The organism is Sphingomonas ginsenosidimutans (assembly GCF_002374835.1).
GTDB lineage: Bacteria > Pseudomonadota > Alphaproteobacteria > Sphingomonadales > Sphingomonadaceae > Sphingomonas > Sphingomonas ginsenosidimutans.
Window position 1 is genome coordinate 83,592 of record NZ_NWVD01000009.1, and the last position, 26,443, is coordinate 110,034.

21 protein-coding genes are annotated in these 26,443 nt (G+C 69.9%); 10 read left to right on the forward strand and 11 right to left on the reverse strand.

Annotation, left to right across the window (positions count from 1 at the left end):
- Positions 1-2 precede the first annotated feature (2 nt).
- From COA17_RS15830 to COA17_RS15840, 3 genes are read right to left on the reverse strand one after another with little or no spacing between them, the layout of a single operon-like run.
- Positions 3-1,715, reverse strand: a complete 1,713-nt coding sequence (locus COA17_RS15830) for a hypothetical protein (protein ID WP_245857868.1) — start codon at positions 1,713-1,715, stop codon at positions 3-5.
- Positions 1,716-1,725: 10 nt separating this feature from the next.
- Positions 1,726-3,519, reverse strand: coding sequence for a hypothetical protein (locus tag COA17_RS15835; RefSeq protein WP_096613767.1), 1,794 nt, complete (start codon positions 3,517-3,519; stop codon positions 1,726-1,728).
- 23 nt (positions 3,520-3,542) lie between these two features.
- On the reverse strand, positions 3,543-5,054 hold the full coding sequence (locus tag COA17_RS15840) for an NAD(P)/FAD-dependent oxidoreductase (RefSeq protein ID WP_096613769.1): 1,512 nt from the start codon (positions 5,052-5,054) through the stop codon (positions 3,543-3,545).
- A 141-nt stretch (positions 5,055-5,195) separates the two neighbouring features.
- Here COA17_RS15840 and COA17_RS15845 point away from each other — a divergent pair, with 141 nt between their 5' ends.
- On the forward strand, positions 5,196-7,619 hold the full coding sequence (locus COA17_RS15845; protein ID WP_245857870.1) for a hypothetical protein: 2,424 nt from the start codon (positions 5,196-5,198) through the stop codon (positions 7,617-7,619).
- 95 nt (positions 7,620-7,714) lie between these two features.
- Here COA17_RS15845 and COA17_RS15850 read toward each other — a convergent pair whose 3' ends face one another.
- Positions 7,715-8,959, reverse strand: a complete 1,245-nt coding sequence (locus COA17_RS15850; protein WP_096613771.1) for an argininosuccinate synthase — start codon at positions 8,957-8,959, stop codon at positions 7,715-7,717.
- Between the two features lie 116 nt (positions 8,960-9,075).
- On the opposite strand from COA17_RS15850, the gene COA17_RS15855 reads away from it, so the two are divergent.
- Together COA17_RS15855 and COA17_RS15860 are read left to right on the forward strand one after the other, a co-directional pair.
- Complete coding sequence (locus COA17_RS15855) at positions 9,076-11,118, forward strand: S46 family peptidase (RefSeq protein WP_066488413.1); 2,043 nt, start codon at positions 9,076-9,078, stop codon at positions 11,116-11,118.
- A 77-nt stretch (positions 11,119-11,195) separates the two neighbouring features.
- Positions 11,196-11,633, forward strand: coding sequence for an EF-hand domain-containing protein (locus COA17_RS15860; protein WP_096613773.1), 438 nt, complete (start codon positions 11,196-11,198; stop codon positions 11,631-11,633).
- A 16-nt stretch (positions 11,634-11,649) separates the two neighbouring features.
- On the opposite strand, the gene COA17_RS15865 is transcribed toward COA17_RS15860, so the two are convergent.
- Complete coding sequence (locus COA17_RS15865) at positions 11,650-12,873, reverse strand: SAM-dependent methyltransferase (protein ID WP_096613775.1); 1,224 nt, start codon at positions 12,871-12,873, stop codon at positions 11,650-11,652.
- Positions 12,874-12,981: 108 nt separating this feature from the next.
- Here COA17_RS15865 and thrC point away from each other — a divergent pair, with 108 nt between their 5' ends.
- Both thrC and COA17_RS15875 read left to right on the forward strand, forming a co-directional pair.
- Positions 12,982-14,379 (forward strand): threonine synthase, encoded by a 1,398-nt coding sequence (gene thrC, locus COA17_RS15870; protein WP_096613776.1) that lies wholly within the window; start codon positions 12,982-12,984, stop codon positions 14,377-14,379.
- Positions 14,379-15,260 (forward strand): RsmD family RNA methyltransferase, encoded by an 882-nt coding sequence (locus tag COA17_RS15875; protein WP_096613778.1) that lies wholly within the window; start codon positions 14,379-14,381, stop codon positions 15,258-15,260. The genes thrC and COA17_RS15875 overlap by 1 nt, the downstream gene beginning before the upstream one ends.
- 16 nt (positions 15,261-15,276) lie before the next feature.
- Here the strand turns inward: COA17_RS15875 and COA17_RS15880 are convergent, their stop codons facing one another.
- From COA17_RS15880 to COA17_RS15890, 3 genes are read right to left on the reverse strand one after another with little or no spacing between them, the layout of a single operon-like run.
- The gene (locus tag COA17_RS15880; RefSeq protein WP_096613780.1) at positions 15,277-15,912 is read right to left on the reverse strand and encodes a heme exporter protein CcmB; all 636 of its coding nucleotides are present in this window, start codon (positions 15,910-15,912) and stop codon (positions 15,277-15,279) included.
- Positions 15,912-16,490: a heme ABC exporter ATP-binding protein CcmA gene (gene ccmA, locus COA17_RS15885; RefSeq protein WP_096613782.1), complete on the reverse strand. Its 579-nt coding sequence runs from the start codon at positions 16,488-16,490 to the stop codon at positions 15,912-15,914. The genes COA17_RS15880 and ccmA overlap by 1 nt, the downstream gene beginning before the upstream one ends.
- Positions 16,487-16,897: a metallopeptidase family protein gene (locus COA17_RS15890; RefSeq protein ID WP_245857871.1), complete on the reverse strand. Its 411-nt coding sequence runs from the start codon at positions 16,895-16,897 to the stop codon at positions 16,487-16,489. The genes ccmA and COA17_RS15890 overlap by 4 nt, the downstream gene beginning before the upstream one ends.
- Before the next feature lie 52 nt (positions 16,898-16,949).
- Between COA17_RS15890 and COA17_RS15895 the strand changes: the two genes are divergently transcribed.
- The gene (locus tag COA17_RS15895; protein WP_066486435.1) at positions 16,950-17,252 is read left to right on the forward strand and encodes a 4a-hydroxytetrahydrobiopterin dehydratase; all 303 of its coding nucleotides are present in this window, start codon (positions 16,950-16,952) and stop codon (positions 17,250-17,252) included.
- Positions 17,253-17,258: 6 nt separating this feature from the next.
- On the opposite strand, the gene COA17_RS15900 is transcribed toward COA17_RS15895, so the two are convergent.
- Positions 17,259-18,044 carry an SDR family oxidoreductase gene (locus COA17_RS15900; RefSeq protein WP_066486434.1) on the reverse strand — a complete coding sequence of 262 codons (786 nt, stop codon included), beginning with the start codon at positions 18,042-18,044 and terminating at the stop codon, positions 17,259-17,261.
- A gap of 69 nt (positions 18,045-18,113) precedes the next feature.
- On the opposite strand from COA17_RS15900, the gene COA17_RS15905 reads away from it, so the two are divergent.
- A complete protein-coding gene (locus tag COA17_RS15905) occupies positions 18,114-18,881 on the forward strand; it encodes an ATP-binding cassette domain-containing protein (protein ID WP_096613786.1) in 768 nt (255 codons plus the stop codon).
- A complete protein-coding gene (locus COA17_RS15910; protein WP_096613788.1) occupies positions 18,878-20,419 on the forward strand; it encodes an ABC transporter permease/substrate-binding protein in 1,542 nt (513 codons plus the stop codon). Before COA17_RS15905 ends, COA17_RS15910 begins: the two co-directional genes overlap by 4 nt.
- Here COA17_RS15910 and COA17_RS15915 read toward each other — a convergent pair.
- Positions 20,408-23,236: a TonB-dependent receptor gene (locus tag COA17_RS15915; RefSeq protein ID WP_096613790.1), complete on the reverse strand. Its 2,829-nt coding sequence runs from the start codon at positions 23,234-23,236 to the stop codon at positions 20,408-20,410. The genes COA17_RS15910 and COA17_RS15915 overlap by 12 nt on opposite strands.
- A 145-nt stretch (positions 23,237-23,381) precedes the next feature.
- On the opposite strand from COA17_RS15915, the gene COA17_RS15920 reads away from it, so the two are divergent.
- Both COA17_RS15920 and COA17_RS19100 read left to right on the forward strand, forming a co-directional pair.
- On the forward strand, positions 23,382-25,493 hold the full coding sequence (locus tag COA17_RS15920; RefSeq protein WP_096613792.1) for a TonB-dependent siderophore receptor: 2,112 nt from the start codon (positions 23,382-23,384) through the stop codon (positions 25,491-25,493).
- 474 nt (positions 25,494-25,967) lie between these two features.
- Positions 25,968-26,135 carry an EamA family transporter gene (locus COA17_RS19100; RefSeq protein ID WP_141397118.1) on the forward strand — a complete coding sequence of 56 codons (168 nt, stop codon included), beginning with the start codon at positions 25,968-25,970 and terminating at the stop codon, positions 26,133-26,135.
- 31 nt (positions 26,136-26,166) lie between these two features.
- Here COA17_RS19100 and COA17_RS15925 read toward each other — a convergent pair.
- Positions 26,167-26,443 (reverse strand): integrase core domain-containing protein (locus tag COA17_RS15925; RefSeq protein WP_141397119.1); only part of this gene is annotated, 277 nt, incomplete at its 5' end.

Sequence of the window (26,443 nt, forward strand, 5' to 3'; positions counted from 1 at the left end):
CGTCAGTCGTGTCCGGTCAGCCGGTTCTGTTCGGCGCGCACCTGTTCCAGCCGCTCGCGCCGTTCCAGACGTTCGCGCCGTTCCAGACGTTCGCGGCGGCGCTTCATCGCCTCGATCAGCCATTTGGGCACGCCCAGTTCCTCGTCGGTGGCGGTGGGCGCGGGTATGTCGTGATCGACGCGGAACAGCACCGAATCGCTGCCCTGCGCGCGCCAGATCGGCACGAGCCCGACGGTGTAGCGCGGGTTGTAGGCCGGCGGACGGATCAGCCAGACATAGTCGAAGGCGTCACGCGGGAAGCGCGCCAGCGCATAATTGACCGGACGCCACCATTCGCGCGCGCATTTCACCTCGGTCACGATCTGCGTCGGGTCGTGCGCAAAGCCGCCCGCTGCGCGATAGCGGACGGTCAGCAGCTGTGCGCCCGCCATCGACCATTGATCGTCGGTATAGGCCATGCGCCGTTCCAGCGCGATCGCGGGCAGGTGCTCCAGCCGCGACATGCGCCAGGCATTGTGGCAGTTATGCCCGACGAAACCGATCACCTTCGCCCCAACGGGCAGGTGCGGCAGCGCGGCCAGTTCGGTGTCGTAATCGCGATCGAACTGCCAGTAGCTGATCGTCGTGCCACCCAGCCGGACCAGGAAGAACGCCAGCCCCAGCCCCGCCAGGATCGCGCCGTGGCGGATCGTCGTGCCAGGTTTCGGCCGGATCGCGATGATCGCGACCGCGATCATGTACGGCGCCATGCGCATGTCGGCATAGGCCGATCCGAACACGATCCGCGGCAACACGACATAGACCGCTAGCATGAACAGCGCCGACAGCCCCAGGTGCCGTGAATAGCCGATCCGCGGATCGCGCAGCGCCTTGAACAGGACGAGGTAGATGACCGCCATGCTGGCGACGTCGAACCACAGCCAGCGATCGCGCAGCGCCATCAGCACCCAGGCGATCTTGGTGCGCCAGTAGAAGAAGTCGGCGGTCTGCCCGGTGACGTCATCGCCCGATCGCCACGCGATCATCAGCAGCATCGGCAGCGCGAGCGGGACGCAGCCCAGCCCGGCGCGCACCCATGCCGCCAGCCAGTGACCCGCGCCGCGATCGACGCGCCGGTCGTGCTGGCGGATCAACTCGCTGGAAAAGGCCAGCACGCCCAGCACGCCCCAGCCGAACGTGTGGCAAACCCACAGCAGGCACGACAACGGCACGAACAGCGCGGCGCGCAGGCCGATCCGCCCCTGCCGCGCCATCCGCACCCACAGCGCGAACAGGCACAGCGCCAGCCCCATCGACAGCGCGAAATTCACGAAGCCGAACTGGAACGGATAGCTGTACGCCAGCGGCAGCGCGAACAGCGCGGTCGGCGGGATGCGCCCGTGCACCTCGCGCGCGATCCACAGCAGACCCGCCACCGTCAGCAGCGGGATCGCCATCACGATCAACTTCACCGCCGGTTCCAGCCCGATCAGCGGCGCCAGCGGCTCGATCAGCAGATCGACGCCGAGGTTACCGATCAGCGACCATTGGAAGCGGAACCAGTCGTCGAACCACGGATACAGATCACGGTCGAGCTGGACGCGATAGCGCCCCATATGCCCCGGCAGGTCGACGATCGGCGGAATGTCCGGCCAGATGAGCGGCACGCACGCCGCCAGCGCGGCCGCGACCACGAACCAGCGCGTCTGCCACCAATGGAGCCGCTCCCCCTGCATCCGCAGCGCCTTAGGGGTTCGCGGGCGGTCCCTGCAAGGGGCGGATGACGCGCCACGCCAGCGCCGGCCCCTTCACCGGCACCGGGCGCAGCCATGCGATGCGCTCGCCACGCTCCAGCCGCGCCCATAATCCGTTGGGGGCGACAGTGCGGTACAGTTCCATTTCGTTCATGCCGGGACAGGCGACGAGGTATTCGGCGCGGGTCGCCAGCACGATCGCCCGCGCGTCGCCGGGCGCGGCGGTGAAGCCGTGGATGACAATGTCGATCGCCGCCGCGCCGCGGTGGTAGCCACCCGCGATCGCACGGTGCGGGGTCGCCGCCAGCAGCGCAGGGGTGGCGTCGATCGGCGCGAACAGCGTTGCGGTCGGCAGTGCGCCGACGGTGGCGATGTCGGCGGCATTGGCGCAAGGGCGGCGATGCGACGCCAGCCCCGCCTCCGCCGCCGCCCCCTTCGTACCCGCGACCAGCGTCAGGAGCGAGGCGATCTGGCCTGGGGAGGCGAGCAGGAACGCGCCCACCGTCGCCATGATCCGCGGGCCGGCATGTTCGATCGCGCGCGCGCGGGTCAGCAGCGCCAGCAGCAGCGTGGCCGCGCCGGGCACCGCCAGCGCATTGGCGGTGCCGCCCGCGCGATTGACCATGATCGCGATCGCGAAGGCCGCGCCCTGCAACGCGATCAGCAGCGTCCAGCGCGCGCGCGCGTCGGGGTCGACCGTCAGCGCGCGGGCACGCACCGCCCCGATCAGCCCCATCACCGGCAGGCCGATGGTGACCGCGGCCCAGTCGATTTCCTGTTCCCACAGCGGCCGACCTTCCAGGACCAGCACATACCAGTAGCGGAATACCCGCGGTGGCAACGTCGCGAACGGTCCCGACAGGCAGGCGGGCGATAGCCACGCGACCGCCCCGGCCGCCAGCGCGCCGCCCAGTGCGAGCGCCGCCAGCCGCGCGGCAAGGCCCAGACGCGCCACCGCCAGCGCCAGCAGCACCCCGGCCGCCGCGCCGCCCAGCGCCGCGATCCACCCCGGCGCCATGGCATCGCACGCGGGCGCCCACATCGCCGGGCCGCGCGTCGCCGCCTGCAACAGCGCGGCGGTGACGAACAGCGCCGCCGCCAGCGCGGGCGCGCGCGCGTCGACGGGGCGCCACGCCCAGACCAGCACCGCGATCCCCGCGACCGCCGCCGCGATCGGCAATCCCTCCAGCGAGATCGTCAGCAACGCGCCCAGCGCCGCGCCCGCCAGCGCACCGGTGCGCCACGACGGCGCGGCCAGCAGCGCGCGTACCGCCACCAGCGTCAGCACGATCTGCCAGCCGTGATGGTCGATGCGCAGCGGGCGCATCTGCGCCAGCAGCGGCGGGGCGAAGGCGACCATCAGCACCGCCAGCGGCACCGGCGCCATCCCGGCGACACGGCCCGTGATCGACGCGATCAGCGCCATCGTGGCCAGCAGCGTCAGCATCGGCACCAACACCGCCGCGACATGATCCGCGGCGCCGGCGCCCAGCAGCGGGCGCAGCGCGAGGATCGTCGCGGCCAGCGGGATATCGACCAGCCGTGACCAGTGCATCGGGAAATCGCCGCCGTTCAGCCGATGCTGCGCAACGTCGAACCAGCCTTGTCCGGCCAGCCAGTCGCGCACCTCGATCATGCGCATCGCATCGTCGGCATCGGGAAAGCGCAGCGCCGCGATATCGGGCGCGCTGATCGCCAGCAGGATCAGGACGGTGAACAGCCACCCGCCCAGCACCGCCGCGACGAAACGGCGGCGATCGGACGGCGCGGGGGTGTCGGTGGGCACGGGTATCGACCTGCCGCGGCGGCTCAGGCCGCCTTCAGCCGGCCCGGCACCTGCCGCACGCTGGCGAGCGCGGCGGCTTCGCCCTCGCTGCCGCTTTCGTGATATTCGGCATCCTCGTTCACCCCCCAGATATCGTAGACGCGCGCGCCGGACTGGATGTTGCGGACGGTCAGCATCGCGGTCATCATCGCGTGATCCTGGTTGTTGTAGCGGTGCATGCCGTTGCGCCCGACGCAATGCAGCGACGGATAGCGCGCCTCCAGTTCGCGGCGCAGCATGTCGACGTTCTGGGCGTAATCCTCATCATAGACGGGATAGGCCTTTTCCTGGCGCACCACCGCGCCGCCCTCGACATGCGCGGGGTCGCACAGCCCCAGCGCGGCCATCTCGGCGGTGGCCAGCGCGATCAGCTCCTCGTCGCTGGACGACCACAGGCCGTCGCCCTCGAAGCAGAAATATTCCAGACCGACGCACGCGATCGCCGGATCGGGGACCATTTCGGGCGACCAGGAACGGAAGTTCTGGATGCGGCCGACCTTCACCTTGGGATCGTGGATGTAGATCCAGTTGTCCGGGAACAGATCGGGCGAGCGGATCATCAGCGCGACGGTCAGGAAATCGCGATACTTGAGGTTCGCGGCCTCCGGCAGCGTCGCGGGTAGCGGGTGCAGCCGGCTGGCCAGTTCGCGCATCGGCGCGGAGGAGATGACGTGCGCGGCGTTGATCGCCATACCCGCATCGCCGTGCGTCGCCGCGACGGTCCACCGCTGCGTCGCGGCGTTGAAGGTCAGCTGGCGCAGCGCGTGCCCCATCAGCACCTGTCCGCCGCGCTCCACGATCCGGTCGCGCGCGGCATCCCACATCATCCCCGGCCCCAGCCGCGGGTAGCGGAAGCTTTCCAGCAGCGTCTTGGTCTGCATTCCGTCGTTGGGCACCTTGTTCAGCCCCAGCGACCGCTTCAGCCCGTCGACCACCGCGCCCCACAGCGACAGCCCCTTGATCCGCTGCGCCGCCCAGTCGGCGCTCATTGCGTCGCAGGGCATGCCCCACACCTTCTCGGTATAGGTCTTGAAGAAGATCGAATAGAGCTTCCGGCCGAAGGCGTTGACGGTCCAGTCCTCGAAGCTCTTCACGTTGCGGGCGGGCAGGAGCTTGGCCTTGGCGAAGCTCATCATGCACAGGGCCGAGCGCAGGATGCCGAGGTTGCCCAGCGCCTCGAACGCGCGCAGCGGATAGCTGTAGAACTTGCCCTCGTAATAGATGCGGCTCATCCGCGGGCGTTCGATGAAATCGTCGGGCAGTATCTCGTTCCAGAGGTCAACGACCTCCTTCGACCGCGAGAAGAAGCGGTGCCCGCCGATGTCGAAGCGGAAGCCGTCGTGTTCGACGGTGCGGCTGATCCCGCCGACGTATACGGGATCCTTCTCGATGATCGCCACCGAATAGCCGGCCTTGGTCAGCAGATAGCCGGCGGTCAGGCCCGCCGGCCCCGCGCCGATGATCGCGACGTCCACCACCGCGCCGTCTTTCGCCATCCGTCGTTCCCGCCCTTCGCCGGCTGCGCCCGATCGCGCAGGGTTCGCCGCCGGACATGCCGCAGGATGGTTGACGAACCGTTAAGACCCCCGCCGCGCGACGGTGGCCAGCGGGCGCGCGGCTGTTCTATAGGGGCCGGCATGCGGGCGATGCGATACAGGCTGACGGCGGCACTGGCCGCGACCTCCCTTGCCACCGCGGTCCCGCTGGCGGTGCGCGCGCAGCAGGCGAGCAACAGCTTCGACCTGGCCGGACCGCCGCTGACCATGACGGTGACGCGCGGCGAGGCCACGCTGCCGATCGGGCAGGTGCCGGGCCTGCGCGCGGGCGACAAGCTGGTGCTGAAGGCCGACCTGCCCGCCGATCAGGCGGCGCGCTACGTCCTCATCCTCGTCTTCCTGCGCGGGGCGACCAATCCGCCGCCCAAGAACTGGTTCTTCCGCGCCGACACCTGGGTACCGAAAAAGGGGACGATCACCGCCACCGTGCCGGAGGGCGCGGAACAGGCGATCGCGCTGCTCGCCCCCGAAACCGGCGGCGATTACGGCGCGGTGGTGCAGGCGGTGCGCGGGCGGCCGGGCGTGTTCGTGCGCGCCGCGCAGGACCTGTTCCAGGCATCGCTGGACCGTGCGCGGTTCGACGCCTTCGTCGCCGGGATCGCGCGTGCGGAGGAAGCATCGACCGAGCGGCTGGAGCCGGTGTCGACCGCGCTGGCGGGATCGCTGGCGATCCGGCTGGACGCCGCCTGCCTGTCGCGCCCGCGCGCGCTGCAGGCCGCCTGCCTGACGCAGAACCGCGAGGGGATGGTGCTGCAGACCGGCGGCGGCGCGTCGCTGGCCGAGACGATCGGCGGCACGACGACGCAATTCGCCTACAGCCTGGCCGCGACCAAGGAAGCGGGCGCGGGGCTGTACAGCCCGTACATCTCGCTGGCGCGCGATTTCGCGCGGCTGTTCGGCGTGTTCCGCAGCGCCAGCTACCAATATGCGCCCGCGCTGGCGGTCAGCCATGGCGACCGGATGCGGTTGCAGCTCAACAACCCGCCATCGTTCCAGAACCCCAAGTCGGTGCTGGTCGTCCCGCTGCCGGCGATCGGCGCGGGCGCCCCGCCGACGCTGCGCGCGGGGACCAGGGATCCGCTGTGCCTGCTGCGCCCGGGACAGGTGCTGCCGCTGGAGGATGCACCGCTGGTGTTCGCCACCGATTATGCGCGCGACCTGTCGCTGCGGCTGACGCTGGCGGACGGCAAGACGATGGACATGCCGGTCACCGCCGATGCGGCGCGCGGCGGGCTGGTGGTGACTATCGACACCGCGCGGCTGGGGCAGCAGGCGATCGGCGAGGCGGTGCTGACCGGGCGCTGGGGCTTCGACACGTTCACCGGCCCGCGCTTCCTGCTCCAGAACGGCGCACCGACCGCCTGGGCGCCCAAGCCCGACAATGCGGTGGTGGTCGGGCGCGACACGCCGCTGACGCTGCAGGGCGGGGCGGCATCGTGCGTCGAACAGGTGTCGCTGCGCGACCGCGCCGGCGCGGTGAAGGCGGTGGCGTGGAAGGCGAGCGGCGCGGACGAGATCACCGCCACGCTGCCGCTGTCGCGCACCCGCGCGGGCGAACTGACGCTGCTGGTCGCGCAATATGGCAATGCCGCCCCCGTGGCGCTGACGCTGAAGGGGCAGAGCGAGGCGAGCCGGCTGGAGGGGTTCACGCTCTATACCGGCGACAAGGACGGGCGGCTGGTTGGCGCGCGGCTGGACCAGGTCGCCAAGCTGGAGGTCGCCGGGCTGACGTTCGTCCCCGGCGCGCTGACCCGCGATCCGGGCGGCGGCGACCGCATGGTGTTGACCACCGACGGCGCGACCGAGACGGTGGCGCTGGGCATATCCGACGCCAAAGTGACGCTGGCGGACGGGCGCACGACGACGGTGCGCGCGACGATCACCCCGCCGCGCCCGCGCGTGGAGCTGATCAGCCGCAACGTCGATCCCCCCGCCCCGGCGCCCGGCGACGCGGCGCTGCCGCTGACGCTGCCCGACAACGTCCTGTCGCAGGATGCGCGGCTGACCTTTTCGGCGCGCGCGGTGAACACGCGGCTGAGCGCGGCGGACGCGATCGAGGTGGCGACCGCCGATGACAGCGCCAGCGCGAAGCTGACCGTCGCGGGCGGCGGGTTGCAACTGCTGGGCGGCGACGTGGCGGTGGCGACGCTGTCGCCGCGCGCGCTGCTGGGGGTGGGCGCGGTCGGCGCGATCAAGATGCGGCTGGTGCAGGGCGACCTGGCGGGCGAATGGCAGCCGCTGGCGCGGGTCGTGCGCTTGCCGCGGATCACCGCCGTCGCCTGCCCCGCCGCGACGGGCGCGTGCACGCTGACCGGGGAGCAATTGTTCCTGATCGCCGGCGTCGCGGCGGAGGCCGATCCGGCCAAGGCGCAGGCGGTGCCGCTGGGCTTCGTCGGCGAGAAGCTGGACGTGCCGCACCCCGCGAACGGCGCGCTGTTCCTGAAGCTGCACGACGCGCCCGGCGACATGGTGCGGGTGACGGTGCCGACGAAGCGGGGGAAGTAGCGGGGTTACGCCGGGTGCGGTTCGCGATCTTCGCGACCGTCACGCGGCGTCCCCCGCACGGGCCGTCACCGTGTCCCCACCAAACCCGCCCGCGCTTACCGGTCGCGGCGGCCCAGCAGGCGCAGGCGCAGCGCGTTCAGCTTGATGAAGCCGGCGGCGTCGCGCTGGTCGTAGGCGCCCTGATCGTCCTCGAACGTCACGACCTTCTCCGAATAGAGCGAGTGCGGCGACTTGCGGCCGGTGACGATGACATTGCCCTTGTAGAGCTTGAGCCGGACGGTGCCCGACACCTTTTCCTGGCTGTGGTCGACCGCGGCCTGCAGCATCTCGCGCTCGGGCGAGAACCAGAAGCCGTTGTAGACCAGTTCGGCATAGCGGGGCGCGAGTTCGTCCTTCAGGTGCGCGGCGCCGCGATCGAGCGTGATCTGCTCGATCCCGCGATGCGCCAGCGCGTAGATGGTGCCGCCGGGCGTCTCGTACATGCCGCGGCTCTTCATGCCGACGAAGCGGTTCTCGACCAGGTCGAGCCGGCCGATCCCGTGCTTGCGGCCCAGGTCGTTGAGCTTCGCCAGCAGCGTCGCGGGCGAGAGCGCCTCGCCGTCGAGCGCGACGCCGTCGCCGCGCTCGAAATCGATCGTGATCGTCTCCGGCTGGTCGGGCGCGTCCTCCGGATTGACGGTGCGCGAATAGACGTAGTCGGGCACCTCGTCCCACGGATCTTCCAGCACCTTGCCCTCCGACGAGGTGTGGAGGAGGTTGGCGTCGGTGGAGAAGGGCGCTTCGCCACGCTTGTCCTTGCTCACCGGGATCTGGTGCGATTCGGCGAACTCGATCAGCTTCGTGCGGCTGGTCAGGTCCCATTCGCGCCACGGCGCGATCACCTTGATATCCGGGTTGAGCGCATAATAGCCCAGTTCGAAGCGGACCTGGTCGTTGCCCTTGCCGGTCGCGCCGTGGCTGACCGCGTCGGCGCCGACTTGTCTCGCGATCTCGATCTGGCGCTTGGCGATCAGCGGGCGCGCGATCGAGGTGCCGAGCAGGTACAGCCCCTCGTACAGCGCGTTCGCGCGCATCATCGGGAAGACGTAGTCCTTCACGAATTCCTCGCGCAGGTCGTCGATGAAGATATGCTCGGGCTTGATCCCCATCAGCTCGGCCTTGGCGCGCGCGGGTTCCAGCTCCTCGCCCTGCCCCAGATCGGCGGTGAAGGTGACCACCTCGCAACCATATTCGGTCTGGAGCCATTTCAGGATCACGCTGGTGTCCAGCCCCCCGGAATAGGCAAGAACGACCCGGTTGATGCCGGCCTCGCCGGTTGGACGCTTGATCTGATCGGTCATGGGGCAGCTTCCTTTCGCGCGCGCCGCTACGCGCTCACGCTCGCAAGGGCAACCATCTTGCCGATGCAGGCGTAGTGGCGCACAAGCCGACGTAACAAAATTACATAGGGGTTGTGATGAAGAAGTTGACCGCTGTTTCGCTGGCGACAATGCTGACCGCGTCGCCCGCGCTGGCCGACGAAGGCATGTGGACGTTCGATGCCTTTCCCGCCGCGCGGATGAAGGCCGCCTATGGCTGGGCACCCGACAAGGCGTGGCTGGACCGCGCACAGGCCGCCGCGGTGCGGCTGACCGGGGGCTGCTCCGCCTCGTTCGTCAGCGGCGAGGGACTGATCCTGACCAACCACCATTGCATCGCCCAATGCGCGCAGGACCTGTCGTCGAAGGACAAGGATTACCTCGCCGACGGCTTCGTCGCCGCCGATCGCGCGCGCGAGCTGAAATGCCCCGGCCAGCAGGCGGAGGTGGTCACGGCGATCACCGACGTCACCCCGCGTGTCACCAAGGCGATCGGCACGCTGACCGGCGAGGCGCTGACCAAGGCGCGCGACGCGGCGATCGCGACGATCGAGGCGGAAGGGTGCACCGACAAGGAGACGACGCGCTGCCAGGTCGTCACGCTGTACGGCGGCGGCGAGTACAAGCTGTACACCTACCGCAAATATTCCGACGTGCGGCTGGTGTGGGCACCCGAATTTGCCGCGGCGTTCTTCGGCGGCGACCCGGACAATTTCAACTTCCCGCGCTACGCGCTCGATGCTTCGTTCCTGCGCGCCTATGAAAACGGCAAGCCCGCCGCGACGCCGCAGCATCTGACGTGGAACCCGCGCGCCCCGATCGAGGGCGAAGCGACGTTCGTCGTCGGCAATCCGGGGCGCACGCAGCGGCTGCTGACGCAGGACCAGCTGGCGTTCCAGCGCCAGTTCACGCTGCCGCTGATGACGACATTGCTGTCCGAGATGCGCGGCCGGCTGATCGCGGCGAGCGAGCAGTCGCCGGAGCGACGGCGCGAGGCGGCCGACACGCTGTTCGGGATCGAGAACAGCTACAAGGTCTATTGGGGCCAGGCGCGCGCGCTGGACGATGCCGGCTTCGCGGGCAAGCTGGCCGCGAACGAGGCCGACCTGAAGGCGAAGGCGGGCAAGCAACTGGGCGATCCGTGGGGCGATATCGCGCGCGCCGACGCGGCCTATCGCGACATCGCGCTGGATCACTTCTTCCTCGAACAGCGCGCGGGAATGTTCTCGACGCTGTACGGCTACGCCCGCACGATCGTGCGCGCCGCCGCCGAGCGCGAGAAGCCCAATGCCGAGCGGCTGCCGGGGTACACCGATTCGGCGCTGCCGCTGCTGGGCAAGCAGCTGACCGACGCCACGCCGACCTATCCGTGGCTGGAGGAGACCGCGCTGTCGTTCTGGCTGTCGAAGACGCGCGAATATCTGGGCGCCGATTCGCCGCAGGTGAAGGCGCTGCTGGGCCGCGATTCGCCCGAACAGCTGGCGGACCGGCTGGTGACCGGCACGAAGCTGGCCGACCCGGCGGTGCGCAAGGCGCTGTTCGACGGCGGCATGGCGGCGGTGCGCGCATCGAAGGATCCGCTGATCCAGTTCGTGGCTCGCAACGATCCCGCCGCGCGCGCGCTGCGCACCGAATTCGCGCAGAAGGTCGACGCCCCGGTCACCGCGGCGCAGGCGAAGCTCGCACGGGCGCGCTTCGCCGCTTATGGCGCGGGCAACTACCCTGACGCCACGTTCACGCTGCGCATCAGCTACGGCAAGGTCGAGGGATGGACGGAGCGCGGCGCGAAGGTGCCGTACCGCACGACCCTGGCCGGGCTGTACGAACGCGCCACCGGGCAGGAACCGTTCGTGCTGGCCAAGGCCTATGCCGCAGCGAAGCCGCGGCTGGATATGACCACGACGTTCGATTTCGTCACCACCAACGACATCATCGGCGGCAATTCCGGGTCGCCGGTGATCGCGAAGGACGGGTCGGTGATCGGCGCGGCGTTCGACGGCAACATCCATTCGCTGGGCGGCAATTTCGGCTACGATCCGGTGCTGAACCGCACCGTGGTCGTCTCCACGCAGGCGGTGCAGCAGGCGCTGGAGAAGGTCTATCCCGCGCCCGAACTGGTCCGCGAACTGGCGGCGCGCTGAGCCGTGCAAACGCCCCCCGCCCACCGGCGGGGGGCCGTTCAGCCAGGGTACAAGCGCGCATCGCGATAGCGCGCGGCATGAAGACCGTTTCCCCCACGACGCTGGCCGCCGCGCTGGTCGCCTTCCTGTCCATCCCCGCGCTGACCGCGGTATCGTTCGCACAGGAGACGCGTGCGGGCGCCGCCGCCAAGCTGGACACCGAATTCGCCGCGTCGGACACCAACCGGGACGGTTTCCTGTCGCCGGCCGAAGTGGAGGCGCGGATGATGCGCATGAAGCTGTCTGGCGGGCGCACGCTGGATGCGGTTCATGCGAAGCGTGTCGCCGCGCTGTTCATGGCGCGCGCCGACGCCAACAAGGACGGCAAGGTCAGCAAGGCCGAATCGGCCGCGCTGATGGGCACCGTCTTTTCCGCCTACGACCTCAACCGCGACGGCAAGGTCGATGCGTCAGAGGCCGCCAAGGCGCGCACCGCCGCCAAGGCGATGGCACGGGGCGCGCCCGCCGCGAAGTGACCGGGGGGCTGCGGGTTCAGCCGCGCAGCCGCCGTTCCTCCTCCACCATATAGTCGCGGGTCAGCGGCAGGGTGGTGCGGTCGCGGCTGAACTGGATCTGGTAATTGACCAGTGACCCGTTGGTGAAGCTGACCGCCGCGCCCGCCAGGTAGAAGGTCCACATCCGGTAGAAGCGTACGTCGTAGAGCGCGACGATCGCGTCCTTCTGCGCCACCGTCCGGTCGTACCAGGCGCGCAGCGTCAGCGCGTAATGCAGCCGCAACACCTCGATATCGGTGATGAACCAGCGGATGAAATCGTTCGACTCCAGTATCTCCGACAGCGACGGGATATAGCCGCCGGGGAAGATGTATTTGTCGGTGAACTTGTCGGTGAAATTGGGTCCGTCGGCGCGCCCGATCGTGTGCATCAGCATCACCCCCGTCGGGGTCAGCAGGTCGCGGCATTTCGACAGATAGGTGCGGAAATTCTTCGTGCCGACATGTTCGAACATGCCGACCGACACGATCCGGTCGAACGTGCCGGTCATGTCGCGATAGTCGATCAGCTCGAACCGCACCTTGTCCGCCACCCCCGCCTCTTCGGCGCGACGGCGCGCGACCTTCAGCTGCTCCTCCGACAGGGTGATGCCCAGCACCTCGGCGCCGGTCTTCGCATGGATGTACAGCGCCATCCCGCCCCAGCCACAGCCGACGTCGAGCACGCGCATCCCCGGCGCGATCGCCAGCTTGGCGACGATATGCGCCTTCTTGTCCGCCTGTGCGGTATCCAGGTCGTTCGCCGGATCGGTGTAATAGGCGCAGCTGTATTGTTTGTCGGCGTCGAGGAAGAGATCGTAGAGCCGGTCGGACAGGTCGTAATGGTGCGCGACGTTGCGTTTCGAGCGGACCGTCTGGTTGCGCGTCAACGCGTGGCGGATCTTCCCGCGCATCGTGCGCCAGCGGTTCGCCGCCAGATTGTTGACGCCGTTTTCCCAGCGCGAGTTGCTGGTGGCGAGCATCAACAGGTCCATGATGTCGCCCTGCTCGATCGTCAGCCGGCCGTCCATGAACGCCTCCGCCACGCCCAGCGACGGGTCGGCCAGAATCGCGCGATAGACAGCGGTATCGTGGATCGTGAACGACACCGGCGCCAGCGCCGGATCGGGGGTGCCGAAGGTCGCGGTGCTGCCATCGGGCTTGGTAAGGGTGAGCTGGCCGCGCCGGATCGCGCGCGACAGGAAGTGATCGATGAGCGCCATGCTGCGCTTGCTAACCCCTCGGCCCCCGCCACCGCAACCTTTGCCGCGCCCCCACACCCGCGCTTCGGCGTTGCATGGGCGCGGCCAAGGACGTAGGCGCCTGCTTCCATGCGCTACGTCAGTACCCGTGGGACCGCCCCTTCGCTCGATTTCGCGGGCGTCACGCTCGCCGGCCTCGCCTCCGACGGGGGGCTGTACGTGCCCGAATGCTGGCCGACGCTGTCGCGAGACGAGATTCAGGCGCTGGCCGGGCTGAGCTATGTCGATACCGCGGTGGCGGTGATGGCGCCGTTCGTCGCCGGATCGCTGACCCGCGACGAACTGACCGCGCTGTGCACCGCCGCCTACGGCCGGTTCGATCACGCCGCGATCACCCCGCTGGTGCAGATCGACCACGACCAATGGCTGCTGGAACTGTTCCATGGGCCCACGCTGGCGTTCAAGGACGTGGCGCTGCAATTGCTGGGGCAGCTGTTCGAACGCTTCCTGAAGGGATCGGACCAGCATCTGACGATCATCGGCGCGACCAGCGGCGATACCGGATCGGCGGCGATCGACGCGGTGGCGGGGCGCTCGGGCGTCGATATCTTCATGCTCCACCCCGAAGGGCGCGTCAGCGACGTGCAGCGCCGGCAGATGACCACGGTGGGCGCGCCCAACGTCCACAATATCGCGATCCGCGGCGATTTCGACACCGCGCAGGCGCTGGTGAAGGCGATGTTCAACGATGCCGCCTTTGCCGGGCGGTTCCGGCTGTCGGCGGTCAATTCGATCAACTGGGCGCGGCTGATGGCGCAGGTGGTCTATTATTTCTACGCCGCCGTCCGGCTGGGCGCGCCCGCGCGCGCCGTGGCGTTCAGCGTGCCGACCGGGAATTTCGGCGACGTCTTCGCCGGCTATGTCGCGGCGAAGATGGGGCTGCCGGTGGCGCGGCTGGTGGTCGCCACCAACGTCAACGACATCCTGGCGCGCGCGCTGGCCAGCGGCGATTATTCCAGCCGGCAGGTGGTGCCGACCGCGACGCCGTCGATGGATATCCAGGTGTCCAGCAATTTCGAGCGGCTGCTGTTCGACCTGGGCGGGCGCGACGGCGCGGCGCTGGCCGGGCAGATGAAGGGGTTCGAGGCGACGCGCGCGATGCAGCTGACCAATGCGCAGCGCGACGGCGCGGCCGGACTGTTCGTGGGCGAGCGGGTCGATGCCGACGACATGGCGCTGGCGATGCGCCATGCGTGCGATACCGCGGCGCAGGTGATCGACCCGCATACCGCGATCGGGCTGGCCGCCGCGCGCCGCCACGCCACGCCGGGGGTGCCGATGGTGACGCTGGCGACCGCGCATCCCGCCAAGTTCCGCGACGCGGTGGAACGCGCCACCGGCGTGCGCCCCGCGCTGCCCGCGCGTGTCGGCGACCTGTTCGACCGCGAAGAGCGGTTCACGGTGCTGGACGCGACCTATGACGCGGTGTCCGGTTACGTCGCCGCGCATGCGGTGCCGCGCGGCTGATGCAGCTGGTCACGCTCACCGGGGAGCCCTGGGCCGATTACGGGCTGGTCGATTCGGGCCACGGCCGCAAGCTGGAACGCTATGGCCGGTTCCGCTTCATCCGCCCCGAACCGCAGGCGCTCTGGGCGCCCGCGAAGCCCGACTGGCAGGCGCACGGCGAATTCGTCCCCGGCAGCGACGAGGACGGCGGCGGGCAATGGCAGTTCCGCGAGCCGGTGCCACGCGACGGCTGGCCGCTGGCATGGGGAGAGGGCGATGCGCGCGTCCGCTTCACCGCGCAGACCACGCCGTTCCGCCACCTCGGCTTCTTCCCCGACATGGCGCCCGTCTGGTCGTGGATGCGCGGGCGGCTCGACGGGTGCGAGGCGCCGGAATGCCTCAACCTGTTCGGCTATACCGGGGTCGGCACGCTGGCGATGTCGGCGGTCGGCGCGAAGATGGTGCATGTCGACGCGTCGAAGAAATCGGTCGAGGCGGCGCGCGGCAATGCGGCGCTGTCGGGGCTGGCCGATGCGCCGGTACGCTGGATCGTCGACGACGCCGCCAAGTTCGTCGCGCGCGAGGTGCGGCGCGCGCGGCGTTATGACGGCATCCTGCTCGATCCGCCCAAATACGGGCGCGGGCCGGATGGCGAGATCTGGCGGCTGGAGGAGCATCTGCCCGCGCTGATCGCCGATTGCCGGCGGCTGCTGGACGCCGAATCGCGCTACCTGTTCCTCACCGTCTATGCGGTGCGCATGTCGGCGCTGGCGATCGGCGAGATGCTGCGCCAGGCGTTCGCCGACCTGCCCGGCACGGTCGAGGCGGGGGAACTGGCGGTGCGGGAGGAAGCGCGCGGGCTGACGCTGCCGACCGCGATCTGGGCGCGCTGGTCGCGGTAGGACGCCGCCGTCCCGATCATTCCATTCCCATGCGGATCGCCGCGCCGGCGACGATCGGGCCGCCCACCGTCAGCAGCAGGCTGACCGCGGCCAGCAGCTTCAGCCCGCCCGCCCCGCCGTCGATCGCGCCCGCGCCGAAGATCAGCAGCGGCACCGCCAGCGGCAGCATGACCAGGCCCGCGACCGCGCCGGCACCGCGCAGCCCCGCGACCAATGCGCCGGTGGTAACCGCCAGCGCCGCCAGCCCCGGCGTGCCGATCGCCAGCCCAGCGACGACCAGCGCCAGCCGTTCGGCGGACAGGTTGAGCAGCGCCGCCGCCGGGATCGTCGCCAGCAACAGCGGCGGGGCGAAGGCCAGCCAGTGCGCCACCGTCTTGGCCGCCGCGATCGTCACCGGCGACACCCCGCGCACCGCCAGCTGGTCGATCACCCCCGCCTCCAGATCGGGCGCGACCAGCCGCTCGACCGGCAGCAGCGCCGCCAGCAGCGCCGCGGCCCACACGACGCCGCCACCGACCCGCGCCAGCAGCGCCGCATCGGGGCCGATCGCGAACGGGAACAGCACCGCCACCAGCAGGAAGAACGCGACCACCAATGTCGCGCCGCCGCCGGCATAGCCGCGGCGCACGTCGCGCCACACCAGCGCGCCCATCACAGCGCGACCCCAGCCGCGTCGGGCAGCGCCAGCGGCTGGTGCGTTGCCACCACCACCGCGCCGCCGGTTGCGCGGTGCCCCGCGATCAGCTGTTCCAGCCGCTCCACCGCGCCCACGTCCAGCCCGCTCGCCGGTTCGTCGAGCAACCACAGGTCCGCACCCGACGCGACCACCCGCGCCAGCGCGGCGCGGCGGCGCTGCCCGGTCGACAGGAAACGGACGGGGACGTCGGCCAGATCGCCGAGCAACATCGCGTCCAGCGCGGCGGCGACGCGCACCTCCGGCAGGGCGCGCGCATCCTGCGCCGCCCAAAAGGCGAGCGCATCGGCCAGCGCGCATTCGGGGTCGAGCGCGGCGGCCTCGCCCATCCAAGCCACCGTCCCCTCGCGCTCGACATGCCCGGCGGTGGGACGCAGCAGCCCGGCGAGCACGCGCAGCAGGCTGGACTTGCCGACGCCGTTGGGGCCGGTGACCACCGCCGCGCCGCCCGGCGCCACGGCTAGGTCGAACCGCTCGACCAGCAGCTGCCCGCCGCGCGCAACCGTGACGTCAACGGCGCGAACCGCGCCGCTCAATCCGCCACTGCCGCTTCGAGGGCGTGCATGTCATCGTCGGACAGGCCGAAATGGTGCCCGATCTCATGGATCGTCACATGCGCGACCAGATCGTCGAGCCGCACCCCCGTCTCACACCATTCGGCCAGCATCGCCTGGCGATACAGATGGATGCGATCGGGCAGCGCGCCGCTGTCGAACGCCGATTTCTCGCCGACCGGGCGCCCGTGGTACAGGCCGGTCAGGTCGAGCGGATGATCGATGCCCAGCGCGTCGAGGGTCTCGGCATCCGCCTCCTCCTCGACCACCAGCACCACGTCGCCCAGATGCCCGCGGAATTGCGCGGGCAGCCGCGCGATCGTCGCGCGTGCGTGCGCCTCGATCGCATCCGCGGAGGGCGGCGCGCCCATTGCCTCTTGCCCGTCCATGCCGCCGGCCATACCGCTCGCCGATCACCCGCCGCAAGCGCAGAGGCACGTCATGACCCGCACGATCGAACAATTGAGCGAAGCCGAGCGCGCCGACGCGCTCGATACGCTGCCCGACTGGGATTATGACGAGGCGCGCGATGCGATCACCCGCTCGATCGTGTTCACCGATTTCGCGGAGGCGTTCGGCTTCATGACGCAAGTGGCGCTGCTGGCGGAGCGCGCCGATCACCACCCGGAATGGACCAATGTGTGGAACCGGGTGGAGATCCTGCTGACCACGCATGACGCCGGCGGGCTGTCGGCGCTGGACGTCGAACTGGCGACCGCGATCGATTCGATCCTGGGCGGCTGAGCGCAATCAACGCAGCAGCACGCGGCTGCGCATCATCCGGCGCAGCCGTCCGGGCATCCAGCGCGCCGCGAAGGTCAGCCGACGCGCGGTCTTGCCGACCGGCGAATGCAGCTTGTCGCCGTGGACGGCATCCCATGCCGCCTGCGCGACGACCTCGACCGGCGTGAATTCCAGCCCCGAATCGACCACCGCCTCGCGCGCGGTGCGGTTGGTCCCCGCCAGCCCGATCGACAGCAGGTTGGTGTCGATGAAGCCGGGCAGCAGGTCGCGCACCTTGATCGCGTCCGGCGCCCATTCGGCGTCGAGCGCCTCGGTCAGGCCGCGCACCGCGAATTTGGTCGCGGAATAGGCCGACAGGCCGGCGCTGCCGTAGATCGCGGACGCGGAGGCGGTGTTGAGCAGGCACGACCCCGGCGTCGCCTTCAGATACGGATAGGCGAGCCGCGCGCCATAAGCGACGCCGCGGAAGTTGATGTCGATCACGCGGTCGAGCGCGTCCAGCCCCATGTCCCCGAACGCGCCGCCGGCAGCGATGCCGGCGTTGTTGAACAACACGTCCAGCCGCCCGCCAGACAGCGCGGCGAATTCGGCCAGCACATGTTCCCATTCCGATGCGTCGCGCACGTCCATGACATGCGTCGAGGTGCGGTCCGCGGGCAGCATCGCGGCGGCATCCGCCAGCGCGCGCTGGTCGATATCCGCCAGCCCGACACGCCAGCCCTGCGCCGAAAAGTGCAGCGCGACCGCGCGCCCGATGCCCGATCCGCCGCCGGTAATCAGGATCGCCTTCATCCTCTCGTCCCCTCCGCCATCGTTTGCGTGGCTTGTGCCAGCCTCATCCTTCCCGCATCGTGCGCGGCGATGCCAGAACAATCGCCCGGCCCCGCCGTCTCGTTCGCAGGCGTCACCAAGCGGTACGGCGACGGTGCGGCGGTCGACGGCGTGACGCTGGACATCGCCGGCGGCAGCTTCGTCGCGCTGGTCGGCACGTCCGGGTCGGGCAAGTCGACGCTGCTCAAAACGGTCAACCGGCTGGTCGTGCCCGATGCGGGGCGCGTCGCGATCGACGGGCGCGACGTGGCGGACGAGCCGCCCGCTCGGCTGCGGCGGCGGATCGGCTATGTCTTCCAGAACGTCGGGCTGTTCCCGCACCTGTCGGTGGGGGACAATATCGCGATGCCGCTGGTGCTGGCGGGGCGGCGCGATCCGGCGCGGGTGGCGGCGATGCTGGACCTGGTCGAACTGCCGCGCGCCTTTGCCGGGCGGATGCCCGCGGAGCTGTCGGGCGGGCAGCGCCAGCGCGTCGGCGTCGCGCGCGCGCTGGCCGCCGAGGCCCGGCTGCTGTTGATGGACGAGCCGTTCGGCGCGCTCGACCCCGTCACGCGCGAGGCGCTGGCGGGCGCGATCCGCCGGCTGCACGCCGACCTGTCGCTGACCACGATCATGGTCACGCACGACATGGCGGAGGCGCTGCTGAACGCCACGCGCGTGCTGGTGATGCAGGCGGGGCGGATCGTCGCCGACGCCGCCCCCGCCGCGATGCTGGCCGGAGAGGCGGGCGACGCGGCCGATGCGCTCGTCGCGGTGCCGCGCGCCCAGGCCGAGCGGCTGACGGCGATGACGCGATGATCGACGCTTTCGCCCGCGTCCCCGCGCTGGCCGCGCAGCACCTGTTGCTGGCGATGGCGGCGCTGGCGCTGGCGCTGCTGATCGCGCTGCCGCTGGGGGTGCGCGCCGCCCGCGCGCCGCGGCTGGCCGGCGTCGTGCTGGGCACGGCGAGCCTGATCCAGACGATCCCCAGCCTGGCGCTGCTGGCGCTCTTCTACCCGGTGCTGCTGTGGGTGTCGTCGCTGGTCGGCGGCGGAGTGCCCGCACTGGGCTTCCTGCCTGCGCTGCTGGCGCTGACGCTCTATGCGCTGCTGCCGATCGTGCGCAACCTCGTCACCGGCTTCGCCGCGCTCGACCCGGCGGTGCTGGAGGCGGCGGACGGCATCGGGATGACGCCGGAGCAGAAACTGGCGCGCGTCGAGGCGCCGCTGGTGCTGCCGATCGCGATGGCGGGGGTGCGCACGGCGGCGGTGTGGACGATCGGCGCGGCGACGCTGTCGACCACGGTGGGGCAACCCAGCCTGGGCGACCTGATCTTCGCCGGATTGCAGACGCAGGCCTGGGCGCTGGTGATCGCCGGCTGCGTCTCCTCCGCCGCGCTGGCGCTGGGGGTCGATGCGCTGCTGGGGCTGGCGGAGCGCGCCGCCGGGCGGCGGCAGTGGCGGCGCGTCGCGGCGGCGGGCGGGGTGCTGCTGGCCGCGACCGCGCTGGCCAGCGTGCCGCTGTGGCCGCGCGGCGGGCACGACCGCACGGTGACGGTCGGCGCCAAGAACTTCTCCGAACAATATATCCTGGCGCGGCTGATCGGCGACCGGCTGACGCGGGCGGGTTATACCGTCCGCTATCGCGACGGGCTGGGATCGGCGGTGGCGTTCGGCGCGGTCGCGGGGGGCGATATTGACGTCTATGTCGATTATGCCGGCACGATCTGGGGCGCGGAGATGAAGCGGCAGGACGTCGTGCCGCGAGCGCAGCAGCTGCGTGCGGTCGCCGAATGGACGCGGGCGACGCATGGCGTCACGCTGCTGGGCGCGCTGGGGTTCGAGAATGCCTATGCCTTCGCGATGCGCGGCGCCGATGCGCGGGCGCGCGGGATCGCGACGCTGGACGATCTGGTGCCCGCTGCGCCGCGGCTGGCGCTGGGCGCGGACCTGGAGTTCCTCGACCGTGCCGAATGGGCGGCGATCCGCCGCGCCTATCCACTGCGCTTCGCCTCCACGACGCCCTACAGCCCGACGTTCATGTACCGCGCGCTGGAAAGCGGGCGGGCGGACGTCATCAGCGCCTTTTCCTCCGACGGGCGGATCGCCGCGGACGGGCTGACCGTGCTGCGCGATCCCAAGGGGGCGATTCCCGGTTACGACGCGATCGTGCTGATCGCGCCGCGGCGGCAGGGCGATACACGGTTCCGCGCCGCGCTGGCACCGCTGGTCGGGCGCATCCCGGTCGCCGCGATGCGCGCGGCCAACTACCGCGTCGATCGCGACCGCGACAAGCAGACGCCCGAGGCCGCCGCGCAATGGCTGGCGGCGCGGGTCGGCCTGTCGTCAGAAGAATAACTTGCGCAGCACTACCCGCACGGAGCGCCCCAGCGGATCGAGATAATCGGGCTGGAAACCGATCGGCACCTGCCCGGTCTGGTCGGTGACGCGCTGGCGGGTGTTGAACAGATTGTCGACCTGCACCGTCACGCGCGTGCCGCGCATCCACGGATGCGCCTTCACCCAGTCGAGACGCCCGCCCAGATCGGCGAACAGCCGCAGGTTCGCGGTCGCCAGGCTGCCGAAATCGAGCGTCTGCGGAGCGGCCGGGGTGCCACCGGCGACACGCGTCGCGCTCTGGAAATTCACCGACAGGCGCGCACCCAGCCCGTTGTTGACATAGCCCGCCTGCCCTTGCAGCTCATGCCGCGGCTGGCCGCCCGCGCTGCCGATCGCATCGCCTTCCAGCAGGTTGAGCACCGGGCCGCCATCCGCGATCGTCACGCGATCGGTCAGGTGCCAGGTGTGGTAGAGCGCGAATTGCAGCCGCCCTCCGGCCTGCGCGCCGCCGCCGCCGAAACGCCCGCCACCGCCGAAGCCGCCGCGCGGACGATCGCCGCCGCCCGCGCCGCTGGCGGGCGCACCGCCGGGCCGGCCGCCGGCCGCGCCGCCATTGCCGTCCCCGCCGCCGCGCCAGCCGCCCGGCGGGCGCAGCCCCTCGAACGGGTTCGGACCGGTGCCGGCGCGATACGCCTCGATCTGGCGTTGCAGCTGCGATTTCAGCTTGAACGACATGTTGATGCCGTAGCGGATCTGCGATTGCTGACTGCGCGCGAAGTTGATCGGGCGGGAATCGATCTGCAACAGATTGCCCGCCGCATCGCGCTGGAACCGGCCCGGGAACGCCCGCGCGATCGCGTCGGTCGCGGCCGGGAAGGCGGCGATCGGATCGTCGGTGTCCTGCCGCGTGTAATCCGCGCGGAAGCTGATGTCCTTCTGCTTCCACGGCGTCAGGTTCAGCCCCAGTTTCAGGGCATGGCGATTGTCCGCGATCAAATCGCGGTTGCCGCCGGTGACGGTGGTCACCGTCGCGGTCGTGCCGCGGACGTAGTCGAACACGCGCACCCCCGGCGTCGTCACCAGCGGATTGCCCAGCTGCTGCGCGCTCGGCGCCTCGTCCTGGTCGGTGACCGACGCGATCACCCGCACCGCATCCACCGGCGACCAGTTGAGGCCATAGCCGATCGTCCACAGCGTGCCGAAGTCGGACAAATGGTCCGCCGCCAGATTGGCGTTGAGCGACAGGTTGCCGATCCCTGCCAGCACGTCCGCGCCGCGGCTGGCGACCGGCAGGTCGAGGTTGATCTGCATGTTGCCGATATCGCGTGCGACGTCGCCGGGCGCACTCGTCACCCCGCCGCGGGTCGAGCGGCTGCTGAAATCGCTGGTCGATGCACCGATGCGGATGCTGGTGTTGGCGTCGCCCGCGGGCAGCGCGAACACCGGGCCGCTCGCCAGCGCGTCCAGCCCCGCGGTGGTCGAGCGGGAGCGGCCGACATTGTCGGGCAGCCGCCCCAGCGACAGCGGGGCGAAAGGGTTGGCGGTGGCATCGCCCGCCAGCAACCGCGCCTGGAACGCGGCGGCGTCCAGCCCGGCCTGCGTCACGGTATCGCTGTCGGCGCGATCGACGCTGCCGGTCACCGACCAGCGCCAGCGGCCCTTGTCGCCGTTCAGCGTGCTGCCCAGGTGCAGGTTGGTGGTGTCCACGACCTGCGTCAGCGGGCCGATATCGTCGAACGCGCGCGACACTGTCACCGCTTGCGCGAAGGGGGAGAAGGGATTGCCGACCGGCAGCTGCAGCGACAGCGTCGCCAGCCCGCGATCGGCGACGGTGCGGGTGTGGTCGACGGTCGCGTTCAGGCTGGCGGCGACATTGCCGAAGATGGTGGTGGCATAGGTGCCGTTCGCCGCGACGCTGCGCGACGATGCCAGCAGCGTGCGGTACGCGCCCTGATCGGTGGCATTGGGGGTGGCGGCGAAATCGCCGATCGCCGGCGCCGCGGTCGCGGCGGACGCGGGCACCCCGGCGACATTGCCCAGCCCCGGCCCCAGCGCGCCCGCGCCGACGACGTTGCCGGCGATCGCGGCGGTGGCGGCGGGCTGGCGGATATCGCGCTCCGCCTCGCTCAGCGCGCCGGCGCGATTGTATTCGAGGTGGAGGTTGATGCGATCGTCGCGGCGGATGCGCACGATATCGGCCTCCGCCCCGCCCTGCTCGCGCCCGCCCTCGGTCGCCGCGCGGCCGTTCAGCTCCGCGGTCACCGCGCGGAAGCGGCGGCGCAGCACGAAGTTCACCACGCGCTGGTCGGCGCGATAGCCGTATTTGAGCGCCACTTCCTCCGGCAGGATATCGACGCGCGCGATTGCCTCGGTCGGCAGGTCGCGGATCTCCTGGAAGCCGGAAATGCGCCGCCCGTTGAGCAGGATCACCGGCCCGCCCCCGGCACCGCGCCCGGACGTCGTCTGCGGTGTGAGTTCGGCGAGCAGTTCGGTGATCGACCCGACACCGTAGCTGCGGATATCGGCGGGCGACAATTGCTGTTCGGGCGGGATATTGCCGATCACCGCGCCCGGTTGGCGGCGCGATCCGGTGACGACGATATCGGGCGCGCCTTCGTCCTCGTCCTCCTCGGCGGCGGCGGGCGGAGCGGTGCGCGGCGTGGGCTGTGCGGCAAGCGTCGGGGCAGGCGCGGACACCGGCTCGGGCGACGCGGCGGCCGGTCCGGCGGGGGGCACGGTGCCGGGGGTCTGCTCCGTACCAGCCGTGCCGCCCTGTGCCACGGCGGCAGCGGGAAGGCCCGCCACCCCGGCCAGCAACCAACAGATCGAACGCATTGCCATTTCTCCTTCGCCATGCGTCCCCGGAACCACGGCGGCGAGCGCGCTACCGCGCAAATGTCGCAGGAGTTTGCCGGACCTTCACCCTTGCACAATTCAACGATAACCGTTATTGCGAAGCGATAGCATTAAAGGGGCGCAGATGAACCGGTGGAGCGTGGCGGCCGCATGGGCCGGGGTGTGGGCGTGCGCGCCGGCGATGGCGCAATCGTCGGACAATGCGGGCGACGACATCGTGGTGACCGGGCGCGCCCAACGGCTCTACCGCGTCGACACCACCACCGTTGGCAAGACCGCCGAAAACCCACTCGACATTCCGCAGGCGCTCCAGGTCGTCAACGCCGACCTGTTCACCGATCAGGGCGCGCGTGATGCGACCGATATCTACCGCGATATTTCCGGTATCAGCGCGTTCAGCTACGCCGGGGTCACCTTCCGCGGCTTCCGGCAGGACCAGTCCTTCTACGACGGCCAGCGCGGCAATCCCTTCATCGGCTTTTCGGTGCCACAGCTGTTCACGATCAGCCGCGTCGAGGTGTTGAAGGGGCCGGCGGGGCTGTTCTTCGGCCCCGGATCGCCCGGCGGCATCATCAATTACGTGTCGAAGACGCCTGCCGAGGCCAGCGCGCTGCGCACCGTCGCGACGCTCGGCAATTACGATCGCGCCGGCATCTCGTCGGAGGCGACCGGAAAGGTCGATGCCGGCGGGATCGTCACCTATCGGCTTGGCGGCTTCTACGAAGCGATGACGCCGTTCCGCTACAATACGCGCAACACCTCGCTGATCGGGGACGGCGGCCTGTCGTTCCGAACGAACGATCGCGGGACGCTGACCGTGCAGGCGACTGTCTACGACAATGTCCTGCGCGGCAATCGGCTGCGCGGGGTGCCGGTGGACGATGCGGGCAATTTCCTCGCCGACATCCGCTGGAACGCCAACGAGCCGACCGACGTCCTGCATCTCGCTTCGCGCGCGTATCAGGCGCGCTATGCGACCGAAATCGGCGACGCGGTGACGTTCGACGCGGGTGTGCGCTATTTCGACGCGACCGAAACGCAGCGTTATCACGAACCGCGCGGCTTCGTGGCGGGCAGCGACGATCTGATCGCGCGCGAGTTCCGCGACCAGATCCGCGCCGTCGATGGATTGTCCTTCATGGCGAACACGACCGCGACGGTGCGGCTGGCGGGGATCGAGCATCGCTTTCAGGCCGGCGCCGACTGGTATGACGAACGCAGCATCCTCGATTCGCGGATCCTGCGCGCTGGCGTGACGCCGCTCAGCCTGCACAACCCGATCTACAGCGATGACGCCCGCGATGCGGCGCGCGCCGCGGCCGTCCCCACCGCGACCACCGATACCCGCACGAAGCGCCGCGGCGCTTACCTCCAGGACCGGATCGGCATCACCGACGCGCTGTTGCTGGTCGGCGGGGTGCGATACGACCGGTTCGACGACGCCGTGACCACCAGCACCGCCGGGCGCCTCATCGCCGCGCCATCCTATCGCGACGGCCGCTTCACCTTTCGCGGCGGTGCGATCGTCAAGCCGCGCACCGGCCTGTCGCTCTACGCCAACTGGTCGGGCAGCTTCGAACCGCAAAGCCCCGCCAGCCAGGATATCAACGCCGGCGGCCCTTTCGCCCCGGTGACCGGCAATCAGGTGGAAGGCGGCATCAAGTCGGTGCTGCTCGGCGGACGGCTCCAGGCGAATGTCGCCGTCTATCGCATCGTCCGCCGCAACATCCTCCAGGTCGATCCGACCCTGCCGCCGCGTGACGGCATCGATCAGCTACGACCGATCGACGAGGTGACCAGCAAGGGGGTTGAGGTGGATGTGGCGGCCGATATCACCCCCGATTGGGTGCTGCTGGCCAATTACGCCTATAACGATACCCGGATCACCGGCACCGTCGCGGCGCAGTCGGTCACCAATGCGGTCGGCGATCGCTTTGCCAATGCGCCACGCCATCAACTGGGCTTCTGGACCCGCTATCAGATCGCGGCGATCGGCACCGCGCTGGGCTTTGGCGGCGAACATCTGTCGCGCCGGGTGACGCTGTCGAACCAGGCGGTGCCGGCCTACACGATCTTCGACGTCTCGCTTACCGAGGCGCTGGGGCCGGCCGAGTTGCTGCTGCGCGTCGATAACCTGTTCGACCGACGCTACACCGCGTCGGGCTTCACAAAACAGACCGGCAGTTTCCCGGGCGAGCCACGATCACTGCTGGCGGAACTGCGGCTGCGTTTCTGAGACGCGCGCCCCCGCCTCGGTGTGGTGTGGTTACGAGGGGATTGAGCGCGCCGAGGACGAACGCACAAGCGCCCTGGAAGTCCGCTTCCGGAGCGCGAGCCGTCAAGACGGTTGTGGGAACTGGATACGGCCAACACAACAAAAGGCGCCCGCGGGCGCCGATGGTATGTTTGGTATGGTTGCGGGGACAGGACGATTTAGCACTCACGGCGCACTCTAACAAACTGTAATTGTATATAATTACTTCGGACGGGATGTAAGCACCCCCGCGAGCACCCCCACACGAAGGTTGATGCGTCGGAATGACAAAAATGTACGATTAGCCGGGGTTAAACGCGACAGCCGGCGTTGAGTTTGGGATGTGTAGAACCCAACCTCGACTATTCGCGGCTTGTTTCCGGCTCTGCACTAGCGGCCGATGGTCCATCGGTACCGCCTATCGCCAAATGTCGCGACATACCGCAACGAAGCAGTATGAACCCTCTCGCCATTCTTGCCCTCCCTCTGGCCGGACTTGCCTGGGGGCTTGGCTTTCCACTCGGCAAGTTAGCCATGCGCGAACTCGACCCGGCGCATATGGTGCTGCTCCGTTTCATCGTTGCCAGTATCGTCGCTTGTCCATTCCCCTTGGCGACGAAGTGAGCAGCCCCCACCGGGTGGTCCGGGTTGTTCGTTAGTGCATTGTCGTCTCCGCCGCCATCGCCGGGCGTAGGTGGAGCGAAGCGGAACCGGAGGCCGGTGATGGCGATGTTGCCGATTCCGGGGCCGGTGGGCGGTAGCCCAGGCTGCTGTGCGGCCGGACGGTGTTGTAGTGACGGCGCCACGCCTCGATCAGCACCCTGGCCTCGGCGAGGCTGTAAAAGATCTCACCATTGAGCAGTTCGTCGCGAAGCGACCCGTTGAAGCTCTCGTTATAGCCGTTCTCCCATGGCGAACCCGGGGCAATGTAG

Bases quoted from the DNA above. Each gene is read 5' to 3' on its own strand.
- COA17_RS15875 (WP_096613778.1), top strand. From the start codon at position 14,379: ATGCAGCTGGTCACGCTCACCGGGGAGCCCTGGGCCGATTACGGGCTG.
- thrC (WP_096613776.1), top strand. From the start codon at position 12,982: ATGCGCTACGTCAGTACCCGTGGGACCGCCCCTTCGCTCGATTTCGCG.
- COA17_RS15920 (WP_096613792.1), top strand. From the start codon at position 23,382: ATGAACCGGTGGAGCGTGGCGGCCGCATGGGCCGGGGTGTGGGCGTGC.
- COA17_RS15855 (WP_066488413.1), top strand. From the start codon at position 9,076: ATGAAGAAGTTGACCGCTGTTTCGCTGGCGACAATGCTGACCGCGTCG.
- COA17_RS15905 (WP_096613786.1), top strand. From the start codon at position 18,114: ATGCCAGAACAATCGCCCGGCCCCGCCGTCTCGTTCGCAGGCGTCACC.
- COA17_RS15915 (WP_096613790.1), bottom strand. From the start codon at position 23,236: ATGCGTTCGATCTGTTGGTTGCTGGCCGGGGTGGCGGGCCTTCCCGCT.
- COA17_RS15840 (WP_096613769.1), bottom strand. From the start codon at position 5,054: ATGGCGAAAGACGGCGCGGTGGTGGACGTCGCGATCATCGGCGCGGGG.
- COA17_RS15830 (WP_245857868.1), bottom strand. From the start codon at position 1,715: ATGCAGGGGGAGCGGCTCCATTGGTGGCAGACGCGCTGGTTCGTGGTC.
- COA17_RS15845 (WP_245857870.1), top strand. From the start codon at position 5,196: ATGCGGGCGATGCGATACAGGCTGACGGCGGCACTGGCCGCGACCTCC.
- COA17_RS15880 (WP_096613780.1), bottom strand. From the start codon at position 15,912: ATGGGCGCGCTGGTGTGGCGCGACGTGCGCCGCGGCTATGCCGGCGGC.
- COA17_RS15890 (WP_245857871.1), bottom strand. From the start codon at position 16,897: ATGGACGGGCAAGAGGCAATGGGCGCGCCGCCCTCCGCGGATGCGATC.
- COA17_RS15895 (WP_066486435.1), top strand. From the start codon at position 16,950: ATGACCCGCACGATCGAACAATTGAGCGAAGCCGAGCGCGCCGACGCG.
- COA17_RS15860 (WP_096613773.1), top strand. From the start codon at position 11,196: ATGAAGACCGTTTCCCCCACGACGCTGGCCGCCGCGCTGGTCGCCTTC.
- COA17_RS15910 (WP_096613788.1), top strand. From the start codon at position 18,878: ATGATCGACGCTTTCGCCCGCGTCCCCGCGCTGGCCGCGCAGCACCTG.
- COA17_RS19100 (WP_141397118.1), top strand. From the start codon at position 25,968: ATGAACCCTCTCGCCATTCTTGCCCTCCCTCTGGCCGGACTTGCCTGG.
- COA17_RS15900 (WP_066486434.1), bottom strand. From the start codon at position 18,044: ATGAAGGCGATCCTGATTACCGGCGGCGGATCGGGCATCGGGCGCGCG.
- COA17_RS15850 (WP_096613771.1), bottom strand. From the start codon at position 8,959: ATGACCGATCAGATCAAGCGTCCAACCGGCGAGGCCGGCATCAACCGG.
- COA17_RS15865 (WP_096613775.1), bottom strand. From the start codon at position 12,873: ATGGCGCTCATCGATCACTTCCTGTCGCGCGCGATCCGGCGCGGCCAG.